This is a genomic window from Pseudomonas sp. Sample_24, assembly GCF_004307605.1.
GTDB lineage: Bacteria > Pseudomonadota > Gammaproteobacteria > Pseudomonadales > Pseudomonadaceae > Aquipseudomonas.
Genome location: NZ_RCNW01000441.1, coordinates 1 through 23249, shown reverse-complemented (window position 1 = coordinate 23249; position 23249 = coordinate 1). Strand labels below are relative to the sequence as shown.

The window sequence follows — 23249 nt, the reverse complement described above, 5'->3', positions numbered from 1 at the left end:
CGAAGTGCAGATCGGCATGACCATGCACCATGCCGGCATCGAGATTGCTCGCGATCGCCTGAGCAAAGCGGCACTGCAACGTTCGGTGGTCAACGGTGAAATGTTCAATCCGCAAACCGCTGTGGATGCCGGGTTCCTCGACGTGGTGGTAGCAGCCGAAGAGCTCCAAGGCGTTGCGCTGGCGGCGGCTCGTCAGTTGAAGAAGATCAACATGACGGCCCACAAGAACACCAAGTTGAAGGTTCGCAAATCGTTGCTGGAGGCTCTGGACAACGCCATCATCCAGGACCAGGAGCATTTGGGTTAAGCCCGGCTCCGCGTCAGCGAAAAGCCCGACCGTCGTGTCGGGCTTTTTCATTCAGGCATCTACGAAAAGCAGGTAACCGCTCTAGAACACGTCTTACCCAAGATTCAGAAACATGTACTCAAACATCGGCCATCTTCCGACTCTATAGCCGCAATTGCCGAAAACAGTGCACATCCGTACACTGCGCCACCTTTTGTCCCGGTGGGGCCTGAAAATGCTGTTTGTTTTACGTATGTCATTGATGGGCCTGCACTTTGTTGTAGCGGGTGTGCTGGGCGTCATTCTCGGCCTGTGTCGTCCGTTCAATCCGGACAACAGCCGCCTGTGCGCACGCCTTTATGCGTGGCCGGCAATGTGTATTTTGCGTTTGCGGGTGAAGGCCGAAGTCGGGCCGTTGATGGATAAACCCGACAGTTGCGTGATCATTGCCAACCACCAGTCCAACTACGACCTGTTCGTTTTCGGCAACGTAGTCCCCCGCCGCACCGTGTGCATCGGCAAGAAGAGTCTGAAGTGGGTCCCGTTGTTCGGTCAGTTGTTCTGGCTCGCCGGTAACGTTTTGATCGACCGTGGCAATGCGCAGAAGGCCCGCCAGTCGATGTTGACCACCACCCACACCCTGCAAAACGAAGACACCTCGATCTGGGTGTTCCCGGAAGGCACGCGCAATCTGGGCGAAGCGTTGCTGCCGTTCAAGAAAGGCGCGTTCCAGATGGCCATTGCCGCGGGAGTGCCGATCGTGCCGGTGTGTGTCAGTAGCTACGTCAAGCACATGCGATTGAACCGCTGGCGCAGTGGGAAAATTCTGATCCGTTCGTTGCCAGCGATTCCCACCGCAGGCTTAAGCCTTGATGACATGCCGATGCTGATGGCCCAGTGTCGTGAACAGATGCGCGAATGCATCGATTCGATGGACCGGCAACTGCAATCGGCCTGAAAAGAAACCCGCCCTGTGCGGGTTTTCTTTTGCCGGTGAACTGTGCAGATTTCACTGACTCTCAAGCAGCAGACAAGGCTAAGCTGAACATGCCTGCCACGGCCATTTGCCAATTGAAGCTGCCAAGAAGAAGTGAACCAAGACCATGGGTAGAGTTGTTGCTGCTGCGGTTTATAGCGCGGGTAAAAAGGTCACCAATATTACCCTCGACGAAGGCGCGGCCTGGGCTGCAAAGCCTGGTCACTTTGTCTGGATCGGCCTTGAAGAGCCGAACGAAGAGGAACTGTACAACCTGCAACGCCAGTTCAACCTGCACGAACTGGCCATCGAAGACGCCCTGGAAAAACACAGTCGCCCGAAACTGGAAACGTTCGGCGATGCGCTCTTCATCGTCACGTACTCTCCGATTATGGAAGACGGCAAACTCAAGTTCATCGAGACCCACATTTTTGCCGGCAATGGTTACATCATCACTGCGCGTAACGGTCATTCGGCGTCCTACGCCTACGTCCGACAGCGTTGTGAAGCGCGCCCGCTGTTACTGGAGCACGGGGAAGATTTCGTCCTCTACGCCATCCTCGATTTCGTGATTGAAAACTACCAGCCGATGGGCGAAGCGATTCACGCCAGGATCGATGAGCTGGAACGCAACGTCATGTGTGGCTCGTTGAATGAACGTGACATCCAGAATCTTCACAGCCTGCGCCGCGATGTGCTGCGCCTGCGCCGTTATGCGGCGCCCATGGTGGAGATCGGCGAGGAACTGCAAAAACTGAACTTTCCCTTTATCGACAAGAACATGCGCCCGTATTTCCGCGATGTGCAGATTCATGTAACCCGGCAGTTGGAAGACCTGACGACCCTGGCGGATATCGCCAGCCAGACCATCGAAGTTGGGGTGCTGCTGGAGGCGTCGCGCCAAAGTGTGGTGCAGCGCAAATTCGCTGCATGGGCGGCGATCCTGGCGTTCCCGACCGCGGTGGCGGGGATCTACGGGATGAACTTTCAGAACATGCCCGAACTGACCTGGCATTACGGTTACTTCGGTGTGCTGGGGTTTATTGCGGTGGGTTGCGTGGGTTTATGGACGAGTTTCAAGAAGTCGGGTTGGCTTTGAATTCTCGGCGAATGCTTCGCACTCGGTCGCAAGCAAGCCTCGCTCGCACAGGTATTGCAATAGTCCTGTGCAAGCGAGGTATTAACTGATTAAACGGTTTCTGGCTTGTGCGCCACAAAACGCATCATCCACTCGGCTACCGTGGTGCCGTGGTGCTCGCTGTCCAGGCTCGCGATGCCCTTCGAATACACCTGCTCGCCCAGCGCTTGCTGACGGATCTCCAGCAAGGCGCGGGAATAGTCGTGAATGAATTCTGGATGGCCCTGGAAGCACAGCACCTGATCGTTGATGTGGTACGCGGCAAACGGGCAGAAATCGCTGGATGCAATCACCGTGGCGTTTTCCGGCAATGAGGTGACCTGGTCCTGATGGCTGATCAACAGGGTCAACTCTTCACGCACCGGGTTCAGCCACGGCGCCTTGGCGGCGAGTTTGTATTTGTGCGTGCCGACGCCCCAGCCCTGGCTCGCGCGTTCGCTCTTGCCACCGAGCAACAAGGCCAGCAACTGGTGGCCGAAACACACGCCCAACAGTTTGTCGCCGCGCTTGTAGCGGGTCAGCAGATAGTCCTTGAGGGTTTGTATCCATGGGTCGGTGCCGAAGGAATCGGCCTTGCTGCCGGTGACCAGGTAAGCGTCGAAGGTCAGGTCATCGCTCGGGTATTCACCCTGCACCACGTTGTAGATCGTGAAATCGGCGGCAATTGGTTGCTGCGAAAACAGGCGCTTGAACATCTGCCCGTAGCCCTGATACTGGTCGACCAATTCCGGACGCAGGTTGTCGGTTTCCAGAATGCAGATGCGTAACGACATAAAAAATACCTGACACGTGATGGGAATAATGCACACCCCAGAGCCTGCCTTGAAACACGGTATCAAGGCAAGCCCTTCGGTGCGTCACCTGTCCCTTAGAATGCCTCCCCTTTGGCAGCCTTTTCCAGCAATAGCGCCGGTGGTGCGAAGCGCTGGCCGTATTGCCCGGCCAGGTATTGGGCACGCGCGACGAAATCGTTGATCCCGTACTGGTTGATAAACTGCAGCGCGCCACCGGTCCAGGGGGCAAAACCGATACCGAAGATCGATCCAACGTTGGCATCGGCCGTCGAGGTCAGCACACCTTCCTCCACGCAGCGTACGGTTTCGATGGCTTGAACGAACAGCAGGCGATCGCGTACGTCCTTCGGTGAAATCTGTCCCTCGGCCTTCTCGAAACGGGTTCTCAATTCCGGCCAAAGATGTTTTTGGCCACCGGCTGGATACTCGTAAAAACCGCCCCCGGCGGCCTTGCCCGGCCGCTTGTATTCGTTGAGCAACAAGTCAATCACGGCGAACGCCGGGTGCTCGATCAGCGGTTTCCCTTCTGCCTGAAGGTCTTTGGCGGTTTGCTGGCGGATATGGTTCATCAAGCTGAGTGAAACTTCGTCAGAGATCGCCAGAGGACCGACAGGCATGCCGGCCTTGCGCGCTTCGGTCTCGATCATCGGCGCGCTGACGCCTTCGCCGAGCATGGCGATGCCTTCGTTGGTAAAGGTGCCGAACACCCGCGAAGTGAAGAAACCACGACTGTCGTTGACCACAATCGGGGTCTTTTTGATTTGCAGGACGAAATCGAAGCCGCGCGCCAGTGTTTCGTCGCTGGTGTTGGCGCCCTTGATGATCTCCACCAAGGGCATTTTTTCCACGGGACTGAAGAAATGCAGACCGATGAACTTGCTCTGGTCCGGCACCGCGGTGGCGAGACCACTGATCGGCAGGGTTGAGGTATTGGAGGCGATCACCGCGTCCGTGCCGACGACTTTCTGCGCGGCCAACGAGACCTTGGCTTTCAACTCTCGATCTTCAAACACCGCTTCGATGATCAGGTCGCAACCCGCCAGGTCGGCATCGTTTTCCGTGGGATGAATGCGCGCCAGCACGGTTTCACGTTGCTCGACGCTCATCTGCCCGCGCGCCACTTTTTTGTCCAGCAGCGCGGCCGAGTGCGCCTTGCCCTTCTCGGCGGCCGCAAGGTTGAGATCCTTGAGCACCACGTCGATACCCGCCGATGCACTGACGAACGCGATACCCGCGCCCATCATGCCCGCACCCAGCACACCGACCTTGCGGGTGGCATAAGGCGCAAAACCTTGAGGCCGGGAACCGCCGGCATTGATTTCGTTAAGTTGGAACCAGAAAGTGCCGATCAGGTTTTTCGACACTTGGCCGGTGGTCAGTTCGGTGAAATAACGGGTTTCGATCAGGTGCGCGGTATCGAAATCCACCTGTGCACCCTCGACTGCCGCACAGAGGATTTTTTCGGGAGCGGGCATGGTGCCCTGGGTTTTGCTGCGCAGGATCGACGGAGCAATCGCCAGCATCTGCGCGACCTTGGGGTTGGACGGCGTGCCACCGGGAATCTGATAGCCCTTCACATCCCAACGTTGCACCGCGCCGGGATTGGCAAGAATCCATGCCCGCGCCTTGGCCAGCAGTTGATCGTGGTCCGCTGCCAGTTCATCGATCAATCCCGCCTGCAACGCCTGCTGTGGCCGGACTTTTTTACCTTCGAGCAAGTACGGCAAGGCTTTTTCCAGGCCGAGCATGCGCACCATGCGCACCACCCCGCCACCGCCCGGCAACAGACCCAGGGTCACTTCCGGCAGGCCGAGCTGCACCGACGGATTGTCCAGCGCTACCCGGTGATGGCAGGCCAGGCAGATTTCCCAGCCACCGCCGAGCGCCGCGCCGTTGATGGCGGCGACCACCGGTTTACCGAGGGTCTCCAGGGTGCGCAGCTGGCCTTTGAGGGTCAGCACCATGTCGTAAAAGGCTTTGGCTTCGGGTTTGCCGACCTTGATCAGCTCATTGAGGTCGCCGCCGGCGAAGAAAGTTTTTTTCGCCGACGTGATGATCACGCCAGCGATGTTGTCCTTGTCGCTGACCAGGCGGGCGACGCAGTCTGCCATGGCTTCGCGGTACACCGCGTTCATGGTGTTGGCGCTCTGGCCCGGCATGTCGATGGTCAGGACGACGATCTGGTCCTGGCCCTTTTCGTAACGAATGGCTTGGCTCATAAACAGGTTCCTTGAAGGCGAGGCTCAGAGGCGTTCGATGATGGTGGCAATGCCCATGCCGCCGCCGACACACAGGGTCGCGAGGCCATAACGCTGACGCCGCACCTCCAGTTCATCGAGCAAGGTGCCGAGGATCGCGCAACCGGTAGCGCCCAGCGGATGGCCCATGGCGATGGAGCCGCCATTGACGTTGACCTTTTGCGGGTCGACGGCCATGTCCTTGATGAACTTCAACACCACGGAGGCAAAAGCCTCGTTGACCTCGAACAGGTCGATGTCTTCTACCCGCAACCCGGCCTTGGCCAACGCCTTGCGCGTCGCTGGCGCGGGGCCGGTGAGCATGATGGTCGGGTCAGTGCTGGTGACCGCCGTGGCGACGATCCGCGCCCGGGGTTGCAAGCCGAGCGCCCGGCCCTTGGCTTCGGAACCGATCAACATCAATGCCGCGCCATCGACGATCCCCGAACTGTTGCCTGGGGTGTGGACATGGTTGATCCGCTCCACATGGCTGTAGACCCGCAGCGCCGTGGCGTCGAAGCCCATCTGCCCGATCATTTCGAAGCTCGGCTTGAGCTTGGCCAGCCCTTCCAGGGTCGATTCGGCACGGATGAATTCATCATGATCAAGCAGGATGATGCCGTTCTGATCCTGCACTGGCACCAGCGATTTGTTGAACGAGCCATCGGCCCGCGCCCGCGCGGCTTTCTGTTGCGAGTGCAGTGCGTAGGCATCGACGTCCTCACGACTGAACCCTTCCAGGGTGGCAATCAGGTCGGCGCCCACGCCTTGCGGCGTGAAATGGCTGTGCAGGTTGGTGGCAGGGTCCAATGCCCATGCCCCACCGTCGCTGCCCATCGGCACTCGCGACATCGACTCGACGCCGCCAACGACCACCAGGTCTTCAAACCCGGAGCGCACTTTCATCGCCCCCAGGTTCACCGCCTCCAGTCCGGACGCGCAGAATCGATTGATCTGCACACCGGCTACGCTGACGTCCCAATCCGCCACTTGCGCGGCGGTTTTGGCGATATCGGAGCCTTGATCGCCGATCGGCGTCACGCAGCCAAGGACCACGTCATCGACCTGACTGGTATCCAGGGCCGTTCGCTGTTGCAGCGCCGTGAGCAATCCTGCGACCAGGTTCACCGGTTTCACGCTGTGCAGGGCGCCGTCGGCCTTGCCTTTACCACGGGGCGTGCGTAATGCGTCGAAAATCAAAGCTTGGGTCATGACGTCCTCGAAGCGCGATGCAGATGGGGAAAACACAGCTGCCACTCTTGGCCCAGGGCGCGATGGTTTCAATGACCGCAACGCTCACAGAAGTTGACGGTCACGCTCAGACGGACGGTCATCCCTGGCTCGGTGAACCGGTGCAGGACGCGCAGGTGTCTAGCAAAAGGCCGCCCAAGAAGCTGGCAATAGGCCTCATGCCGTTTTGATAGCGATTTTCGAGAACACCATACTAAATGGATCTAAACCAAGTGTGACGCGGGCTCTAAGGTGAAGGTGTACGAAGTTGTCGTCGGGTTTTGCCGAGGCGCTCGTGCTACAGGAAGTGCATCGCGCTGCCGTCATGGAGATATGCAGGCAGGCATCAGGAAATAACAATAAAGGCGGTCAAGCCATGTTCAAACAATCGAAAGTTCGTCAAGCCGGGCTCATTCTTTTCGCCACCACGCTGTTGTTAATCGTGCCGAACCTGACGAAGGTGATCGGCTGAATCAAGCGCCAGAGTTAATTATCGCCACATAAAAATGTGACTGGCTCGCTACCCGGGCCAGCGTGGCTGTGCCAACCTTTGGGGCACTTCCACGACATGGACGGCGATCCTTTGAAAACGCTCATTCTGTTCGGGGCTTTGCTGCTCAGCACGCCCTCGTATGCCGCACAGCTCAACCTGGAGCTGGGCGCGGTTGGCCGCACCTGGCAAACCGAGGAGTTGCTCAAGCATCCTCAGATCCAGACCATTACCATCGCCAATGACGTTTCCTACAAGCGCGACATGAGCTATCGCGCCGTGCCCTTGGCCGCCTTGTTGACCGGTATCAAGCCTGACGATCACCTGCAAGCCGTGGCGCTTGACGGTTTTGCCGCTGAACTGGCGGCTGCGCCCCTGCTCAACAGCGAGGGAGCTCGCGCCTGGCTGGCAATTGAAGACCCCGCCAAACCCTGGCCGCCACTTTCCGAAGGCAAGCACAGCGCCGGGCCGTTTTATCTGGTCTGGACCGATCCGCGGGCGGGCAATATCAGCCCGGAACAATGGCCGTTCGAAGTCGCCAGCATCAAGCGCATGGCACCGGTAGCCGAGCGCTTCCCTGCCCTGCTGCCGGACCCTGCGTTAAAAGCCGACGATCCGGTCAACAAGGGTTTTGCGTTGTTCCAGAAAAACTGCCTGGCCTGCCATCGATTGAACGGTGCCGGGGATGCGCAGTTCGGACCGGACCTGAACATTCCGTACAACCCCACCGAATATTTCGGCGCTGACTTCCTCAAGCGCTACATCCGCGATCCGCAGAGCTTGCGCCAGTGGCCGCAGGCAAAAATGCCGGGGTTTTCAGCCGAGGTTTTGCCGGATGAGGATCTGCAGATGTTGGTGGGGTATTTGAAGCATATGACAGGGCGTAAGGTTAAGCCCTGACATGCATTTCTGTGGAAGCCAGCCTGCAGGCGATCGCCGCGGGCAAGCCCCACAGTGATTTGTGGTGCCACAGATTTCGCGACCGACTTCACACCCTGTGGGAGCTGGCTTGCCAGCGATGGCGAACTGCCGGTTACTGAAATAGTGTCTGAACCACCGCAATCGCGGGCAAGCCGGCTCCCACAGGGTTCTGCGGTGTCCTGGCTTACTGTTGTTGCACGGAAATCACCGGCGCAGGCGTTGGGGTCACCAGGACCTTGGCATGCATCTGCTCACACCCGCCGCCCCGACGCATGCCGCGAACCGGGCAGGCATCCAGGTAATCAAGGCCCACCGCCAGTTTCAGGTGACGTTCGGGGCGCGCCAGTTGGTTGGTCACGTCGAAGCTGTACCAGGCGTCATCGAGCCAGGCTTCAGCCCAGGCGTGACTGGCCAGGTGCTCGCTGTTTTCGCTGTACAGATAACCCGACACATACCGCGCCGGAATGCCCAGGCTGCGGGCGCAGGCGAGGAATGCGTGAGTGTGGTCCTGGCATACGCCTGAACGCCCGGCGAAGGCTTGTGCGGCGCTGGTGTCCACTTCGGTAGCGCCCGGCGTGTAGGTCATGTGCTGGTTCAGGCCATGCATCAAGTCGATCAGTGCCGTACGGTTCCGACGTTGCTTGCACTCTTTTTCGGCAAACGCACGCATTGCCGCGTCAGCCTCGGTCAAGCGGGTAAAGCGCAGGAACGGCAGCGCCGACTGGCTCTCGTGCTCGGCTTCGCGCAGTTCGTCGATGTCGACCTGGCCCCGGGCGCCGATAATGATCGCCTCATGGGGTTCGTCCATGGTCAGTACGTGCAGGATGTTGCCGAACGGATCGAGTTGCGCACGCACCGGGCGCGGCAGGTCGAGCTGCCAACTGAGCACGTGCTGGCGCTCGCTGTCGTGGGGTGTCAGTCGCAGGTACTGGATGCTCGCCCGCACCTGATCTTCGTAGTGATAGGTGGTCTCGTGGCTTATGGAAAGTCTCATGCAGCCTCCAGGTAGGAACTGTGAATCGCGTTGCCCAACTGGCGCACCAGCGGGATGAACTCGGTCAGCCAGGCGTGCAGGCCTTCGTCGAGAATTTCGGTGATGCCGGTGTAACGAAGCCTCGCGTCGATTTCCGCCGCCAGACGTTGCGCGGGCCGGCCGTTAGCCCCTGGTAGCTGGGCGAGAATCTGGTCGATCTCCTCGGTGCAGGCACGCAGGGAGCGTGGGACATCCGCCCGCAATAACAGTAATTCGGCGACATGCCGCGCACCGGGAGCGTCACGGTAGATTTCGGTGTAGGCCTCGAAGGACGACAGTGCCCGCAGCAGCGCACTCCACTGGTAATAGGCGTGAGCCGTGCCGTCGCTGACCGCTTCGGCCTGATCGCCGGCCATTTCGTAACGGGCGTCGAGCAGCCGCAACGTGTTGTCGGCCCTTTCGATAAAGGTGCCCAGGCGAATGAAGCGAAAGGCGTCGTTACGCATGATGGTGCCGTAGGACGCACCTCGGAACAGGTGGGAACGCTCCTTGATCCACTCGCAGAAACGGCTCATGCCGTAGCGGCTGAGGCCTTGTTCGGCGATCCCGCGAATTTCCAGCCAGGTGGCGTTGATGTTTTCCCACATGTCGGCGGTGATTCGCCCACGCACCGCATGGGCACTGGCCCGTGCGGCGCCGAGACAACTGTAAATGCTGGCCGGGTTGGCTGCGTCCAGGGCGAAGAAATGCAGCAACCGCTCGGCGTGCAATTCGCCGTGGCGTTCGAGGTAATCGTCCAGCGTGCCGGTAATCAGCAGCGGCATGGCCAGTTCGTGCAAACCGTTGCCACGGCCATCCTGTGGCATCAGTGACAACGAATAACTGATGTCGAGCATCCGCGCTAGGTTTTCCGCGCGCTCCAGGTAACGCGACATCCAATACAAATCCGAGGCAGTTCTACTTAACATGACAGGCTTCCTTCAATCCTCGACCACCCAGGTGTCCTTGGTTCCGCCACCCTGGGAGGAATTCACCACCAGGGAGCCTTCACGCAGGGCGACACGGGTCAAACCGCCGGGCACGACCCGGGTTTCACGGCCTGACAATACAAACGGCCGCAAATCGATATGACGCGGTGCGATACCGTTTTCGACAAAGGTCGGACAGGTCGACAGCGACAGCGTCGGTTGCGCGATATACGCGTGAGGCTTGGCGATGATGCGCGCGCGGAAGGCTTCGATTTCCGCAGCCGTCGCCGCCGGCCCCACCAGCATTCCGTAACCGCCGGAGCCTTGGGTTTCCTTGACCACCAGTTCTGGAAGATTGGCCAGCACGTGGGAAAGTTCAGAAGGATTACGGCACTGCCACGTAGGAACGTTCTTGAGGATCGGCTCTTCATCCAGATAGAAACGGATCATGTCGGTGACAAACGGGTACACCGATTTGTCGTCCGCCACCCCCGTGCCGATGGCGTTGGCCAACACGACGTTGCCGGAACGGTAAGACGACAGCAGCCCCGGCACACCGAGCATCGAATCCGGGTTGAACGCCAGCGGATCGAGGAACGCATCGTCCAGACGACGGTAGATCACGTCGACGGCTTTGGGGCCGTCGGTGGTGCGCATGTAGACCTTGTCGTCGCGCACGAACAAGTCCGCGCCCTCCACCAGCTCCACGCCCATTTCCCGCGCCAGGAATGCATGTTCAAAGAATGCGCTGTTGAAGCGCCCCGGCGTCAGGACGACCACGCTCGGGTTGTCGATCGGGCTGGAGCTTTTCAGGGTGTCGAGCAACAGGTTCGGGTAGTGGTCGATGGGGGCGATGCGTTGTGCCGCGAACAGTTCGGGGAACAGACGCATCATCATTTTGCGGTCTTCAAGCATGTAGCTGACGCCGCTCGGTGTCCGCAGGTTGTCCTCAAGCACGTAGTACGTGCCGTCACCGTCGCGCACCAGATCGACACCGGAAATGTGCGAATAGATATCGCGATGCAAATCCAGCCCCTGCATCGCCAACTGGTATTGCTCGTTGGCCAGCACCTGTTCGGCTGGAATGATCCCGGCCTTGATGATGCGTTGCTCGTGGTAGAGATCGGCGAGGAACATGTTCAACGCCTTGACCCGCTGAATGCAGCCGCGCTCGACAATCCGCCATTCACTGGCCGGAATGCTGCGGGGAATGGTATCGAACGGAATCAGGCGCTCGGTGCCCTGCTCGTCGCCATAGAGCGTGAAGGTGATCCCGGCACGGTGGAACAGCAGATCGGCCTCGCGGCGGCGCTGCGCGAGCAGCTCGTCGGGCGTCTCGGCCAGCCAGCGGGCAAATTCCCGGTAATGCGGGCGGACCAGGCCGCCGGCATCGTACATCTCATCAAAATAGGTGCGGATCATGCCGTACTCCTTGTCACCCGGACATGCAGGCCTTCGCAAGGCCCGTGCCATCGGCATAAACGCTTTGATTTCAATCGGTTGGATTATCAACGCGGATTCGCCGCACCAATCCTGTGCGGCAAACGCCCCAACCTGATCGCCCCCGCTTCATTGCAAGGCGCTGTTGTCGCCTATCACCAGCATAGTCAGAGTTGATTTCACTGCCCGGTTAACGCTGGGGATAATCCGCTCATTCGCTGAAAAGCTGACCGAACTTCCCTTTAGCCGCCCGTTTCGGGCGGTTTTTTTTGCCTCTGCGAAATGTTGTGAATCAAATACGCGATCAAAAACGAAAACGGCCAACCCAAAGGTCAGCCGTTATTGATGCTTGTTACTGTTCATAAGGTTATGCGAGTCGCCCTCGTACCTCCTGCTTGACACCCCAGCCCTCAATGATGCCGCCCAAGGGCTCGACCACCGCTTCGAAACCCTGTTCGAAATCGCCGATGTCATCGTAGGTGGCGTACATCACTTTGCTCAGTTCGAGCGCCCATGCGCCATCGTCGCGCACACTGATCTGCGCATTCAGGCATTCACCATGATGGAACTGTCGTGCCGCCCTGCGTGCCCGCTCCTCGTCCGGGAAAATGGCGTAGAACTCGATGGGGTGGAACCGTGAAAAATCAAAACCGCCTTCTTTCATGCGGCGCAACACGCTGCTGCTGATGTCTTCTTGATAGGCTGTGCTCATGAAACGTCCTCCTGAAACTGATGGATAGACTTTCCGTACTCCCTGACGCGCGCAACCCGATGGTGCGAACGCTTCGGCAACCGATGTGCCGACGGGAAACAAGCATGGAGCTGACAAGACCAGACCTTAGCGATCCATTCGCTGATCTCGCTTGCAGATTAGCCCCAAGATAGAGCCGCTGCCAAGGCCTGGTTGCGAATGTGACAGGAAGTGTTCAGTTTGGCGTGATGCCGAGGATTTGAATGCTGTTCTGGGTTTTCAGGCTTTTGACGCCCGCATCGGCGGTTCGCCCTTCCAGATCGTTCAGATCCAGTTCAGCGGCGACGGGAAGGAGTCGTTCCTTGATGAGTTTGGCGGCCTGCTCATGGCTCGGGCATTCCTCGCACTCGAAGACTTCGTCGATTGTTTCACCATGATCATCCACGAAAGTGACTTTCCACTTGGACATCGGAGCCTCCTCGATCAAACCCGCAAATGGGCTTACACCTATCTCGACCTGGGTAGCTGGCTAATCGTTCCGCTGGATCAATTACAGTTCAAGACGCAGAAGCGCGCCTGCTCGCGAAAGTGGTTTTTCGGACAGCCATTGAGGGCTGATAGTCCGCTATCGCGAGCGGGCTCGTTCCGACAAGGTTGGCACGTCTGCCTGAGATCAGGTCAGATCCGTACATTCCCACGCGGCCCGGCGATCGCCCAGATGATCAGGCCCAAAACCGGCAGCAACAGGATCAACAGCACCCAGAGGACTTTCGCCCCCGTTCCGGCGCCACTTTTCAGCACGTTGATGATTGCCCAGATATCCAGGGCAAGAATGATCAGGCCAACCAGACTGTTGAAGGTGGAACCCATAGTGACGCTCCCGAAGAGTGATCTGCCCCCTTAGGATAGCCGGCCATGGCCAGGGTTCCCTTTTATTGAAAGCCTTACCGCCTCAGACGTGGATGGCGACTTTCAACGCTTCGAGGGATGGTGCCGCCGCAATGCCGACTTCGGCGCACAGCTCCAGCACCCGCGGCAGGTCATTGCCGTAGACCAGCACGACCTGCAACTCGTCATCGAGCAATTGGCTGAAGTTCATCAGTGTGTAACCGCCGTTTTCCTTGTTCAGGCTGCTCATCTGCACCTGGATGCGATTGAGCGCGGTCAGCGCTTCGGTCTTGGCCAACTGCTTGGGCTTGAGGTTGAAATCGACTCCCGGGCCGAACGAAGCGGCGATCTGTGCGAACAGATCCATGTAGGTATCGGCCTGGAACAGCACGGTTTCCGGCAGGCTGCCGACAACCACCCATTCACCCAACGGGATCGGGAAGGTGTCGTCGTAGTTGATGTCCGGGTTGGCCGTCAGAAAACCTTGAGGATCCGCGTAAGCCTGGGCCGCTTCGTCAGCGACTTTGTGGATTTCGTCATCACCCATGCACCCGGAGCTGATTTTGCTGATGAGTTCGACGAGTGCGGCTTTCATGGGGTAAATCCTGTAGCGAGGGAATTTTGAGGGCGCGAAGGATACCGCAGGTTAACCCCAAAAAACGAAAAGATCGCAGCCTACGGCAGCACCCTTCAAGGTACACGCATTCCCTGTCAGAGCCGCCGAAGGCTGCGATCTTTTTGAGGCAATCAGCCCAGCAGTTTTTCCAGCTGCGCGATGGTATCGGTAGCGCCCATTGTCCTGGCGGCATCCAGCGCGGTAATGCCATTGGCATCCTTGGCTTTGGCGTCGGCACCTTTGCTGATCAGGTAATCGACGACTTCGACGCGGTTGAACATCGCAGCCATCATCAGCGCCGTCCGGCCGTCGAATGACGAACCTTCCACCTGCGCGCCGCCTTCAACCAACGCCTTGATCACCGCCAGGTCACCCTTGAACGCGGCGCCGGCAATCGGGCTCTGGCCGTTGTCATTGCGGATTTCCGGATCGGCCTTGTGTTCCAGCAACACTTTCACCGTGTCCACATGGCCGTGATACGCGGCCAGCATCAGTAATGTGTCGCCCTTGTGGTTGCGCAGGTTGGGCGGCAGGCCCTTGCTCAGCAGCGCAGCCATCATGGCCGCATCGCCCTCGCGCGCTTTGTTGAATACCTGTTCGGCAAACTCGGCAGCTTCTTCGGGGGTCATCTGGCGGCTTTTGTCGGACATCGGGCACTCCATTGTGTCATTCGTAAAAGCCGACAGTTTCCCGAGCAGCCCCGACACTGTCACTTCTTTTTTCTGATGCGCACCTATAGCCACATTCAATGGCGCCGTTTTCAATAACGGTGTTTGCCAGCCTGAATGTCCGACAGCACTTGCCCGGTGACCTGCACGTAAGTGTCGGTACCAGGCAGCCAGGCGTAGATCGGGTCATCGCCGGTTTTGCCCGGATCGAAGGCTTCGTCCTTGAGCCGGGTCTTCTGGTACTTGAACGTCCCGGTGGTCTCCATTTTGACTTTCACCCGCAAGAACAACGGCACCGCATAGCTCGGCATCTGCTGACGGGCAAAGGCCAGCAGTTCGCTGAAATCCAGCGTCGCCAAAGATTCCGCTGGCGTAATGGCTGCCATGCCGGCGCGACCGTTGGTGTTGCGGATTTCCACGCCATAAGCCACCGCTTCGGAAATATGCGGGTACTGCAGGAGGATGTTCTCGACCTCGGTAGTGGAGACGTTCTCGCCCTTCCAGCGATAAGTGTCGCCCAACCGATCGACAAACTGGGCATGCCCAAAGCCAATGTTGCGCAGAAGGTCACCGGTGTTGAAGTATCGGTCGCCTTTCTCGAAGACATCGCAGAGGACGACTTTCTCGGTTTTCTGCGGATCGGTGTAACCGTCCAGCGGCGCCTTGTCGTCGATTTTGGCCAACAACAAGCCTTGCTCGCCTTTACCGACCTTGCGCATGAAACCATTGACGCCACGGATTGGCGCCCCGCTGTCGTGGTCATACGCCGCCAACTCCCACGCCATCAGGGAAAAACCCACGGTGTTGTCGAAATTCAGAATGTTGGTGAAACCGATATTACCGTCGCTGGCGGCATACAGCTCGCAAATGTGATCCACCGCAAAACGACTCTTGAAGTCGGCCCATGCACCGGGGCGCAGGCCATTGCCGATCATTTTCCTGACCCCGTGTTTGCCATCGTCGGCACTGGGCGGTTGATCGACCAGGTAACGGCACAACTCGCCCACGTAACCGATGGTCGTCGCCCGGTATTTGTGCACATCGCTCCAGAACTGGCTGGCACTGAACTTGCGGCGGATGGCGAATCCCGAGGCGCCGCTGACTGCAGAGCCCCAACACACACATAATCCGGTGGCGTGATACAGCGGCAAGGTGCAATAGACGACATCCTCGGGCCGCATATCCAGTGCAATCATCCCGAAGCTGGCGCAGCTGCGCATCCAGCGCCCGTGCTTGAACACACCGGCCTTGGGCAAACCCGTGGTTCCGGAGGTGTAGATGTAGAAACAAGGGTCATCGAAAAAAACCTGCTGGCTGCTTGCCGGATTTTCACTGTTGGCGTCGATGCTGGCGGTCATCAGATTGATGAATCCGAGCGGGGCAATTCCCGGATGGCTCCAGGTGTCCTGATCGGCGACAAACCAGGTGCGCGACGCATCGATCGACAGTTTCTCGCGCACGGCCAAAAACGCCGGGACCAACTCCTCGCCGACAACGATGGCAGCCGGCGTCACCAGGTTCACGCTGTGCACCAGGGTGTCGCGGGTTTGTGAGGTATTGAGCAGCGCCGAAATGGCACCAACCTTGGCCACTGCCAAAATTGTCACCAGCAGCTCCGGGCGGTTCTCGATGAACAGCGCCACCACGTCGCCCTTGCCGATGCCTTGGTCGATCAAATGATGGGCAATGCGATTGGCCCACTGATTGACCTGCGCATAAGTCAGCGAAACGTCGCCGTGCAGCAATGCCGGGCCATCAGGATTACGCAGGGTGGCTTGCTCGAAACTCCACCCCAGGCCACACGGTTGGGTCGGATCCTTGACGTTGGCAACCTTCATACCCTTCACCACGCGTGGAATGGCTTTGGCGATGGCAGGCAGCTTGCGGAGCATCATGCTCCAGGTGATCGTGTCGCTTGATGTGCGGCTCATGGCTGCTCCCGTTCGATCTTTTTATTGTCGGGCGGCGTTGATTGAGCCCGAAAATACGTCAACGGTTCTTGAGCTGTACACGCGGTTTTTGAAATGTTTTGTATCTGCGATCTTGATCCGCGATCTTGATCTGCGATCTTGATCTGCGATCCGCGATGTCGACCGCAACGGTTCCGGGAAATGCAGGAGCGCATGCCTGCCCAATGGTTCAATCCAATTGCCGAGAAACCCGCAAAATGCAGGATGCACGATGGCTATTCATGCAATTTGCAAGGAAGTGAAAATCCATGCTTTTGATAAACTATTGATTTATATAAGATTTTTATAAAACAGGATACTGGCACAATCACTGCAACTCTCTCCCCACGCTTGCCATTCAAGAGCTAACGGAGCTGATAGACATGAGCCTGATCCAAGAAAAATTTTCGTCTTTGTTCTCCAACTTCGAAGTCACCACCCAAGCGCGACCTGACGGTGGAATCCTGCTGACCCTGCGTGGCGACGGCCGAGAATTCAAACGCTCGATTTCCTACCAGCAATTGCACAATGGCGATCAACTGTCGTGGGTCATCAGCGCGATTCGCCGCGACCTTGCCGAACAGGCCAGCGAACTGCCGCAAATCTCGATGTTGCAGAGCCAGCAGCGATTTGCACTGCCGACTTATCATTCGCTGTAAACGCTGAAAGCGCTGAAAAATTGTGGGAGCCAGCAGACTGGCTCCCACAGGTTTTTTGTCAGTCTTCCAAACGCGGAAACTGGCTGGCAATATCGTCGCCGGTGAAGTTGGCCTCACAGCCTTGCGGGTTATTGAACAGGCGGATCGCCACGAGATGCGGGTGCTCCCCCCTATCGAACCAGTGCCGGGTACCGGCCGGCACGCAAATCAGGTCGTTCTTCTCGCAGAACACGGCATAGACGTAATCGTCGATGTGCAGGTTAAACAAGCCACGACCGGCAACGAAAAATCGCACCAAATCTTCGCCAAGATGCTGCTCTTTGAGCATTTGGTCTTGTTGCGGGTGATCGCCGGTGACGCTGAGCACATCGACGTTGATGTAGCCGCGCTCAGTCATCAGCTTATCGATTTGCCCCTGATAGGCGGCGATCATTTCTTCCTTGCTCGCGCCGGGCTGGATTTTCGTAGCCGCTTGCCAGCGGTCGAAACGCACGCCGTGCTCGGCCAGGGTCGATTGAATGTCTTCGAGATGGGTCAGCACCTTGTTGGGAATCTCAGGGCTGGAGACGTGGTATACGGACAGGCTGCTCATCAGGGCAATTCCTTAACGGTTCATGGCAAGGACAGTGACCGGCGCTCACGGCCTGTCCTCTTGCATACGTATGGCAATGATAACCGCAGCCGCGACGGCGGCGAGGCTGGCAATACTAAAGGTCCATGCCGCGCCGAGAGCGTTCCAGCTGTAGCCGGAATACAACGCACCCATGGCGCCGCCCGTGCCGGCCAGCGCGGCGTACAATGCCTGGCCCTGACCTTGCTGGCGCGCACCGAAGCTGCGTTGCACGAAGGCAATGGCTGCGGCGTGAAAGCTGCCGAACGTCGCCGCGTGCAAGACCTGGGCAAACAGCAACACCCACAGAAATTCCGCCAACGTGCCGAGCAACAACCACCGCAGTGCCGCCAGCAGAAAACTCGCCAGCAATACCTGGCGTAACGAGAAACGCGCAAGAATTCTGCTCATGGCCAGGAACATCAACACTTCGGCGACTACGCCGACTGCCCACAGCATGCCGATCACGCCGCGGCTGTAGCCCAGACGTTCAAGGTGCAGGGTCAGAAAGGTGTAATACGGCCCGTGGCTCATCTGCATCAACGCAACGCAAACGTAAAACGCCAGCACGCCGGGGCTGCGCAGTTGCTTGACAAACCCCTCTCCCGCCACCCGATTACCCGGAGCCGGCTGTGCGTTCGGTACCCACAGGCTGCTCAGCACGATGCCAGCCATGATCAGCACCAGCGCCGCCGGGTAGATGTCCAGGCTCAGCCATTCGAACAGACGGCCCAGCGCAACCACGGTAATGATGAAACCGATGGAACCCCACAGGCGAATCTGGCTGTAGCGCGAAGTCTGCCCTTGCAGATGCGCCAGGGTGATGACTTCAAACTGCGGGAGCACCGCGTGCCAGAAAAATGCATGAAGGGCCATGACCATCGCCAGCCAGGCGTAGGTCTTGCTGACGAAAATCAGCGAGAAGGTCAGTAATGTGCACACCGCGCCGAAACGCACGATCGCCAGCCGTCGACCGGTGTAATCGCCAAGCCAGCCCCAGATGTTCGGCGCCACGCAACGCATCAGCATCGGGATGGCCACCAGTTCGCCGATGCGTGCGGCGCTGAACCCCAGGTGATCGAAGTACAGCGCCAGAAACGGCGCTGTCGAACCGAGCAAAGCGAAATAAAACAGATAGAAACTGGAGAGCCGCCAGTACGGGAGCGCCGCCGCAACCATCAGATTGCAGCAGCTGCGAAGTCAGCCATTAGAGCTGACCCAGCACCGGCGTGCTCACGCGCACGTCGGCGTTCTGCCCACGGTGACGCAGCAGATGGTCCATCAGTACGATGGCCATCATCGCTTCAGCGATAGGCGTGGCGCGAATGCCGACGCAAGGGTCGTGACGGCCCTTGGTGATCACGTCCACCGGATTGCCATGAATATCGATGGAACGGCCCGGTGTGGTGATGCTGGATGTCGGCTTCAGCGCCAGATGCGCAACAATCGGCTGACCGGAAGAAATACCGCCGAGAATGCCGCCCGCATTGTTGCTGAGGAAGCCTTCCGGGGTCATTTCATCGCGATGTTCAGTGCCGCGCTGGGCGACGCTGGCGAAACCGGCGCCGATTTCCACGCCCTTGACCGCGTTGATGCTCATCAGCGCATGGGCCAGTTCGGCGTCGAGGCGGTCGAAGATCGGCTCGCCCAGGCCCGGCATCACGCCTTCAGCGACCACGGTGATTTTCGCGCCGACCGAATCCTGGTCGCGACGCAACTGATCCATATAGGCTTCCAGTTCCGGCACCTTGTCCGGGTCCGGGCTGAAGAAGGCGTTTTCCTCGACCGAATCCCAGGTCTTGAACGGAATTTCGATCGGGCCGAGCTGGCTCATGTAGCCACGAATCACGATGCCCTGGCTGGCCAGGTACTTTTTCGCGATCGCTCCGGCCGCCACACGCATCGCGGTTTCCCGCGCCGAACTGCGACCGCCGCCGCGATAATCGCGCTCGCCGTATTTGTGGTGGTAGGTGTAGTCGGCGTGGGCCGGGCGGAACAGGTCCTTGATTGCCGAGTAGTCCTTGGACTTCTGGTCGGTGTTGCGGATCAACAGGCCGATGGCGCAACCGGTGGTGCGACCTTCGAACACACCGGAGAGGATTTCGACTTCGTCGGCTTCCTGACGCTGGGTGGTGTGGCGGCTGGTGCCGGGCTTGCGGCGGTCCAGGTCGCGCTGCAGATCTTCAAGGGAGATCTCCAGGCCCGGCGGGCAGCCATCGACAATGGCGACCAACGCCGGACCATGGCTTTCGCCCGCGGTGGTGACAGTGAACAGCTTGCCGTAGGTATTGCCGGACATGCAGGACGCTCCGTGAAATCGAACCCAAATACATAATGCGCGCCAGTATACGCAGGCTACCCAAGTAGTTCATCCTCGAACCTTATGGGTGTCAGCGAGTCCAACCGGCATCTTGATAATGATGGCGTGATGATGCTGCGAGTTTTGCTCTTGACCCTGACCTTGTTTACAGGCTTCGCCCAGGCCACCGTTCTGCAACGGCCGATCTCGTTGGACACCGGCAGTGGAACGCTTTTCGGCTCGTTGTTGTTGCCGAAATCCGACACGCCGGTGCCCGTTGTCCTGATCATTTCCGGCTCCGGTCCTACGGATCGTGACGGAAACAACCCCGATGGCGGGCGCAACGACAGCCTCAAGCGGTTGGCGTGGGTGCTGGCCAAACACAATATCGCCAGTGTGCGCTACGACAAACGTGGTGTGGCGGCGAGCCTGGCGGCCACGCCGGACGAGCGCAACCTGACGTTGGAAGCCTATGTTTCCGACGCCGAGGCCTGGAGTCGCAAGCTCAAGACCGATCCGCGTTTCGCCAAGCTGATTCTACTGGGGCACAGCGAAGGCGCGTTGATCGCCAGCCTCGCCGCGCCCAACGTCGATGCGGCGGCGGTCATTTCCATGTCCGGCAGCGCCCGGCCAATCGATCAGGTATTGCGCCAGCAACTGAGCAATCGCCTGCCGCCGCCGTTGATGCTGCGTAGTAATGAACTGCTCGACAGCCTCAAGGCCGGGAAAACCGACGACAACGTGCCACCGCAACTTCAAGTGATTTTCCGTCCGAGCGTGCAGCCCTATCTGATTTCCCTGTTTCGTCAGGATCCGGCCGCTGCGTTTGCCAGGCTGAAAATGCCCGCGCTGATCATCCAGGGCAGCAATGACATTCAGGTCGGAGTCAACGATGCCCGGCTGCTCAAGGCGGCCAAGCCGGACGCCGAACTGGTGTTGATCGAAGGCATGAACCACGTCATGCGCATCGTGCCCAACGACGTCAAACGCCAGCTGGCGTCCTACAAGGATCCGAATTTGCCCCTGGCAGCGGAACTGGGCGCGAAAATCCTCGAATTTATTGACGGACTTCGCTCCACTTAAGCGCTGTTTAACCGGTGTTGCCCTCCAGTCCTGAAAAAAACGGCCGATAAGCCTTTGTCGCCAGCGCAATGGCTGGTGACAAGTTGAGCTTGGACAGGATCTCGCCGTTATGACTGATACCCAGACTTCACCCGACACCACCGCTGAACAAGACGCACCGCCAGCGGTCGAGCTGCCATGGGCGGACGTCCACGTCGAGCACCATAAAATGCTCCGTCTGGCGCCGCTGCAGACCGATCGCAACACCGGTGGCCGCCCATTGCGCTTTGTCGAATTCGGCTATGCCGAACGCAACGACAAGCAGCACAGCCTGATGCGCATGAGCATTACCCTGCCCGGCCAGCGTGTGCGCAAGGAACAGAATCATCTGGACGTGTGGGTCGACCACGCCGAAAAACGCGTGCGTTTCGGCCCGGACAGCGGTTTGCAGATTGAACCGGTGAATCGGGGTATCGGTCGCTTCATGGCGGCTCAGGGCATCGTCTGGGCGAAAAAGCGCTGGCCTGGCTACACCGTCGATGGCGTTGACTTGAACAACAAGGACGCGCTGAACGAAGACACTCGCCTGCGTCGCGACCATTTTTTGCGGGTGCACGGCTTTGATGTGGTTTACGCCGATGCCCAGCATTTGAAGGGCAGCGTCAAAGAGGTGCGGGTCGGCGACCTGTTGAGCGACTGGAACACGGAAAAACTGCAGGTCGTGGAAATTCTTGAAGCGGCGCAAATGCTCCAGCAGGCCGAACAGAACCTGGCCGAGCAGGAAGTGAAACTCAAGAAACACGAAGAAAAGGTCAGCAAGTACAAACGCGAAGACGCCGGACTGCGCTTCACCATTACCTGTCTGGTGGCGTTTGCAGTGTTCCAGGCGGGGTTGTTGATCTGGATTGCCACGCACCGTTGATAGGTAGGCAGGGACTCATCTGTGGCGAGGCAGCTTGCTCCCGCTGGGTGCGATGCAGCCTCTTTCGGCGACCGCTTCGCGCTCGAGCGGGAGCAAGCTCCCTCGCCACAATATTTGTTGAGGTGGCTGATCGTTCCCACGCTCCGCGTGGGAACGCCTCAACGGACGCTCCGCGTTCGGCTCTTGGGACGCAGAGCGTCCCGGGCTGCATCCCCACGCAGAGCGTGGGAATGATCAGGGCAGGTCAGACGCGCGAGGCGAACAGCGCCTGATGATCGCGGCACTGTTGGGCTGACAACATGAAGACGCCATGCCCGCCTCGCTCGAATTCCAGCCAGGCGAAGTCCACTTCCGGGTACAACGCTTCGACGTGAACCTGACTGTTGCCCACTTCGACAATCAGCAAGCCCTTTTCGGTCAAATGATCAGCGGCCTGCGCGAGCATGCGCCGCACCAGGTTCAAACCATCGTCACCGCACGCCAGGCCCAATTCCGGTTCGTGCTGGTATTCATCCGGCATGTCGGCAAAATCTTCGGCATCTACATACGGCGGGTTCGACACGATCAGGTCGAAACGCTGCCCCGGCAAACCATCAAAACCATCGCCCTGCACGGTATAGACCCGCTCATCGACGCCGTGACGCTCGATGTTCTGGTTGGCCACTTCCAGCGCTTCGAACGACAGATCGGCCAGCACCACCTCGGCGTTTTGAAACTCGTAGGCGCAGGCGATACCGATGCAGCCGGAACCGGTGCACAGGTCGAGAATCCTTGCTGGCTCGGTGCCCAACCAAGGCGTGAAACGGTTTTCGATCAACTCACCGATCGGTGAACGCGGGATCAATACGCGCTCGTCGACAATGAACGACATGCCACAGAACCAGGCTTCGCCCAGCAGGTAAGCGGTTGGAATGCGTTCTTCGATGCGGCGCTTGAGCAACCGCTGCAAGCGAACCACTTCATCTTCTTCCAGGTTGCAATCGAGGTAGCTGTCGGCGATTTCCCACGGCAGGTGCAACGCACCCAACACCAGTTGACGGGCTTCGTCCCATGCGTTGTCGGTCCCATGGCCGAAAAACAGATCCTCCCCATGGAAGCGGCTGACGGCCCAACGGATATGGTCACGCAGGGTGCGAAGGCGGGAAGTGATCACGACGGCTAACTCCAGAAAAATCGACTGGCGATTCTACCAGTCAAACGACGCCACGACGACGCGAGAACAACGCGGGGGCAAATGTAGGACTAATCTCTTTTTTCAGTTCGGTATTGAACAAAACGGAGCACTTGACAACGCTACACGCCAGTAACGACGGTGCCTACAATAGTAGCGATTCACAGAAGCGCTCAGCCGGAGGACAATGTCGCAAAAGCCCCACTCGAAGGAGCCCCAGAATGTCCGTTCCACAAACGATGTTTCAACTCAGCGGCCGCG

24 protein-coding genes are annotated in these 23249 nt (G+C 58.8%); 8 read left to right on the top strand and 16 right to left on the bottom strand.

What is annotated here, in order from left to right; all coding sequences use genetic code 11:
• The 3 genes from D8V06_RS25915 to D8V06_RS25905 all read left to right on the top strand — a co-directional run.
• The coding region (locus tag D8V06_RS25915) for an enoyl-CoA hydratase-related protein (RefSeq protein ID WP_241667867.1) at positions 1-307 on the top strand (307 nt) is incomplete at its 5' end.
• 214 nt (positions 308-521) lie between these two features.
• Positions 522-1244, top strand: coding sequence for a 1-acylglycerol-3-phosphate O-acyltransferase (locus tag D8V06_RS25910; protein WP_056853808.1), 723 nt, complete (start codon positions 522-524; stop codon positions 1242-1244).
• Between the two features lie 145 nt (positions 1245-1389).
• Positions 1390-2361 (top strand): magnesium and cobalt transport protein CorA, encoded by a 972-nt coding sequence (locus tag D8V06_RS25905; protein ID WP_130905435.1) that lies wholly within the window; start codon positions 1390-1392, stop codon positions 2359-2361.
• An 89-nt stretch (positions 2362-2450) separates the two neighbouring features.
• Here the strand turns inward: D8V06_RS25905 and D8V06_RS25900 are convergent, their stop codons facing one another.
• From D8V06_RS25900 to D8V06_RS25890, 3 genes are all read right to left on the bottom strand, one after another.
• Entirely contained in the window at positions 2451-3173 is a 723-nt protein-coding gene (locus D8V06_RS25900) for an amidotransferase (protein ID WP_056853810.1), read from the bottom strand.
• Positions 3174-3268: 95 nt separating this feature from the next.
• The gene (locus D8V06_RS25895) at positions 3269-5413 is read right to left on the bottom strand and encodes a 3-hydroxyacyl-CoA dehydrogenase NAD-binding domain-containing protein (RefSeq protein WP_130932078.1); all 2145 of its coding nucleotides are present in this window, start codon (positions 5411-5413) and stop codon (positions 3269-3271) included.
• Positions 5414-5437: 24 nt separating this feature from the next.
• On the bottom strand, positions 5438-6643 hold the full coding sequence (locus D8V06_RS25890; protein ID WP_056853812.1) for an acetyl-CoA C-acetyltransferase: 1206 nt from the start codon (positions 6641-6643) through the stop codon (positions 5438-5440).
• Positions 6644-6929: 286 nt separating this feature from the next.
• On the opposite strand from D8V06_RS25890, the gene D8V06_RS25885 reads away from it, so the two are divergent.
• Together D8V06_RS25885 and D8V06_RS25880 are read left to right on the top strand one after the other, a co-directional pair.
• A complete protein-coding gene (locus D8V06_RS25885; RefSeq protein WP_130905432.1) occupies positions 6930-7133 on the top strand; it encodes a hypothetical protein in 204 nt (67 codons plus the stop codon).
• Positions 7134-7229: 96 nt separating this feature from the next.
• A complete protein-coding gene (locus D8V06_RS25880; protein ID WP_130932077.1) occupies positions 7230-8051 on the top strand; it encodes a cytochrome c in 822 nt (273 codons plus the stop codon).
• A 205-nt stretch (positions 8052-8256) separates the two neighbouring features.
• On the opposite strand, the gene D8V06_RS25875 is transcribed toward D8V06_RS25880, so the two are convergent.
• The 9 genes from D8V06_RS25875 to D8V06_RS25835 form a co-directional block, all read right to left on the bottom strand.
• Complete coding sequence (locus D8V06_RS25875) at positions 8257-9066, bottom strand: transglutaminase family protein (RefSeq protein WP_130932076.1); 810 nt, start codon at positions 9064-9066, stop codon at positions 8257-8259.
• On the bottom strand, positions 9063-10013 hold the full coding sequence (locus D8V06_RS25870; RefSeq protein WP_056853816.1) for an alpha-E domain-containing protein: 951 nt from the start codon (positions 10011-10013) through the stop codon (positions 9063-9065). Before D8V06_RS25870 ends, D8V06_RS25875 begins: the two co-directional genes overlap by 4 nt.
• 12 nt (positions 10014-10025) lie before the next feature.
• Entirely contained in the window at positions 10026-11435 is a 1410-nt protein-coding gene (locus D8V06_RS25865) for a circularly permuted type 2 ATP-grasp protein (protein WP_130932075.1), read from the bottom strand.
• A 385-nt stretch (positions 11436-11820) separates the two neighbouring features.
• Entirely contained in the window at positions 11821-12165 is a 345-nt protein-coding gene (locus D8V06_RS25860) for a ribonuclease E inhibitor RraB (protein ID WP_056853818.1), read from the bottom strand.
• A 214-nt stretch (positions 12166-12379) separates the two neighbouring features.
• Entirely contained in the window at positions 12380-12613 is a 234-nt protein-coding gene (locus D8V06_RS25855) for a hypothetical protein (RefSeq protein WP_056853819.1), read from the bottom strand.
• Between the two features lie 209 nt (positions 12614-12822).
• Positions 12823-13014, bottom strand: a complete 192-nt coding sequence (locus D8V06_RS25850) for a PLDc N-terminal domain-containing protein (RefSeq protein ID WP_056853820.1) — start codon at positions 13012-13014, stop codon at positions 12823-12825.
• Positions 13015-13096: 82 nt separating this feature from the next.
• Positions 13097-13627, bottom strand: coding sequence for a hypothetical protein (locus tag D8V06_RS25845; RefSeq protein ID WP_130932074.1), 531 nt, complete (start codon positions 13625-13627; stop codon positions 13097-13099).
• 152 nt (positions 13628-13779) lie between these two features.
• Positions 13780-14298 carry an ankyrin repeat domain-containing protein gene (locus D8V06_RS25840; protein WP_056853822.1) on the bottom strand — a complete coding sequence of 173 codons (519 nt, stop codon included), beginning with the start codon at positions 14296-14298 and terminating at the stop codon, positions 13780-13782.
• 110 nt (positions 14299-14408) lie between these two features.
• The gene (locus tag D8V06_RS25835) at positions 14409-16247 is read right to left on the bottom strand and encodes a long-chain-acyl-CoA synthetase (protein ID WP_130932073.1); all 1839 of its coding nucleotides are present in this window, start codon (positions 16245-16247) and stop codon (positions 14409-14411) included.
• A 401-nt stretch (positions 16248-16648) separates the two neighbouring features.
• On the opposite strand from D8V06_RS25835, the gene D8V06_RS25830 reads away from it, so the two are divergent.
• Positions 16649-16924, top strand: coding sequence for a DUF3509 domain-containing protein (locus D8V06_RS25830; RefSeq protein WP_056853824.1), 276 nt, complete (start codon positions 16649-16651; stop codon positions 16922-16924).
• 58 nt (positions 16925-16982) lie between these two features.
• Here D8V06_RS25830 and D8V06_RS25825 read toward each other — a convergent pair whose 3' ends face one another.
• From D8V06_RS25825 to aroC, 3 genes are read right to left on the bottom strand one after another with little or no spacing between them, the layout of a single operon-like run.
• Positions 16983-17516, bottom strand: a complete 534-nt coding sequence (locus D8V06_RS25825) for an acireductone dioxygenase (RefSeq protein ID WP_130932072.1) — start codon at positions 17514-17516, stop codon at positions 16983-16985.
• Positions 17517-17561: 45 nt separating this feature from the next.
• The gene (locus D8V06_RS25820; RefSeq protein ID WP_056853826.1) at positions 17562-18713 is read right to left on the bottom strand and encodes an MFS transporter; all 1152 of its coding nucleotides are present in this window, start codon (positions 18711-18713) and stop codon (positions 17562-17564) included.
• Positions 18714-18741: 28 nt separating this feature from the next.
• Complete coding sequence (gene aroC, locus D8V06_RS25815) at positions 18742-19833, bottom strand: chorismate synthase (RefSeq protein ID WP_054048587.1); 1092 nt, start codon at positions 19831-19833, stop codon at positions 18742-18744.
• 84 nt (positions 19834-19917) lie between these two features.
• Here aroC and D8V06_RS25810 point away from each other — a divergent pair, with 84 nt between their 5' ends.
• Positions 19918-20916, top strand: a complete 999-nt coding sequence (locus D8V06_RS25810; protein ID WP_056853828.1) for an alpha/beta fold hydrolase — start codon at positions 19918-19920, stop codon at positions 20914-20916.
• A 109-nt stretch (positions 20917-21025) separates the two neighbouring features.
• On the top strand, positions 21026-21817 hold the full coding sequence (locus D8V06_RS25805) for a hypothetical protein (protein WP_056853829.1): 792 nt from the start codon (positions 21026-21028) through the stop codon (positions 21815-21817).
• A gap of 244 nt (positions 21818-22061) precedes the next feature.
• On the opposite strand, the gene prmB is transcribed toward D8V06_RS25805, so the two are convergent.
• Positions 22062-22970 carry a 50S ribosomal protein L3 N(5)-glutamine methyltransferase gene (gene prmB / locus D8V06_RS25795; RefSeq protein ID WP_056853830.1) on the bottom strand — a complete coding sequence of 303 codons (909 nt, stop codon included), beginning with the start codon at positions 22968-22970 and terminating at the stop codon, positions 22062-22064.
• Between the last annotated feature and the right edge of the window lie 279 nt (positions 22971-23249).

Coding starts and splice junctions, on each gene's coding strand:
- D8V06_RS25805 (WP_056853829.1), top strand. CDS start 21,026: ATGACTGATACCCAGACTTCACCCGACACCACCGCTGAACAAGACGCA.
- D8V06_RS25890 (WP_056853812.1), bottom strand. CDS start 6,643: ATGACCCAAGCTTTGATTTTCGACGCATTACGCACGCCCCGTGGTAAA.
- D8V06_RS25860 (WP_056853818.1), bottom strand. CDS start 12,165: ATGAGCACAGCCTATCAAGAAGACATCAGCAGCAGCGTGTTGCGCCGC.
- D8V06_RS25910 (WP_056853808.1), top strand. CDS start 522: ATGCTGTTTGTTTTACGTATGTCATTGATGGGCCTGCACTTTGTTGTA.
- D8V06_RS25840 (WP_056853822.1), bottom strand. CDS start 14,298: ATGTCCGACAAAAGCCGCCAGATGACCCCCGAAGAAGCTGCCGAGTTT.
- D8V06_RS25865 (WP_130932075.1), bottom strand. CDS start 11,435: ATGATCCGCACCTATTTTGATGAGATGTACGATGCCGGCGGCCTGGTC.
- D8V06_RS25855 (WP_056853819.1), bottom strand. CDS start 12,613: ATGTCCAAGTGGAAAGTCACTTTCGTGGATGATCATGGTGAAACAATC.
- D8V06_RS25835 (WP_130932073.1), bottom strand. CDS start 16,247: ATGAGCCGCACATCAAGCGACACGATCACCTGGAGCATGATGCTCCGC.
- D8V06_RS25895 (WP_130932078.1), bottom strand. CDS start 5,413: ATGAGCCAAGCCATTCGTTACGAAAAGGGCCAGGACCAGATCGTCGTC.
- D8V06_RS25905 (WP_130905435.1), top strand. CDS start 1,390: ATGGGTAGAGTTGTTGCTGCTGCGGTTTATAGCGCGGGTAAAAAGGTC.
- D8V06_RS25820 (WP_056853826.1), bottom strand. CDS start 18,713: ATGGTTGCGGCGGCGCTCCCGTACTGGCGGCTCTCCAGTTTCTATCTG.
- D8V06_RS25845 (WP_130932074.1), bottom strand. CDS start 13,627: ATGAAAGCCGCACTCGTCGAACTCATCAGCAAAATCAGCTCCGGGTGC.
- D8V06_RS25875 (WP_130932076.1), bottom strand. CDS start 9,066: ATGAGACTTTCCATAAGCCACGAGACCACCTATCACTACGAAGATCAG.
- D8V06_RS25810 (WP_056853828.1), top strand. CDS start 19,918: ATGGGTGTCAGCGAGTCCAACCGGCATCTTGATAATGATGGCGTGATG.
- D8V06_RS25825 (WP_130932072.1), bottom strand. CDS start 17,516: ATGAGCAGCCTGTCCGTATACCACGTCTCCAGCCCTGAGATTCCCAAC.
- aroC (WP_054048587.1), bottom strand. CDS start 19,833: ATGTCCGGCAATACCTACGGCAAGCTGTTCACTGTCACCACCGCGGGC.
- D8V06_RS25880 (WP_130932077.1), top strand. CDS start 7,230: ATGGACGGCGATCCTTTGAAAACGCTCATTCTGTTCGGGGCTTTGCTG.
- D8V06_RS25870 (WP_056853816.1), bottom strand. CDS start 10,013: ATGTTAAGTAGAACTGCCTCGGATTTGTATTGGATGTCGCGTTACCTG.
- D8V06_RS25900 (WP_056853810.1), bottom strand. CDS start 3,173: ATGTCGTTACGCATCTGCATTCTGGAAACCGACAACCTGCGTCCGGAA.
- D8V06_RS25830 (WP_056853824.1), top strand. CDS start 16,649: ATGAGCCTGATCCAAGAAAAATTTTCGTCTTTGTTCTCCAACTTCGAA.
- D8V06_RS25850 (WP_056853820.1), bottom strand. CDS start 13,014: ATGGGTTCCACCTTCAACAGTCTGGTTGGCCTGATCATTCTTGCCCTG.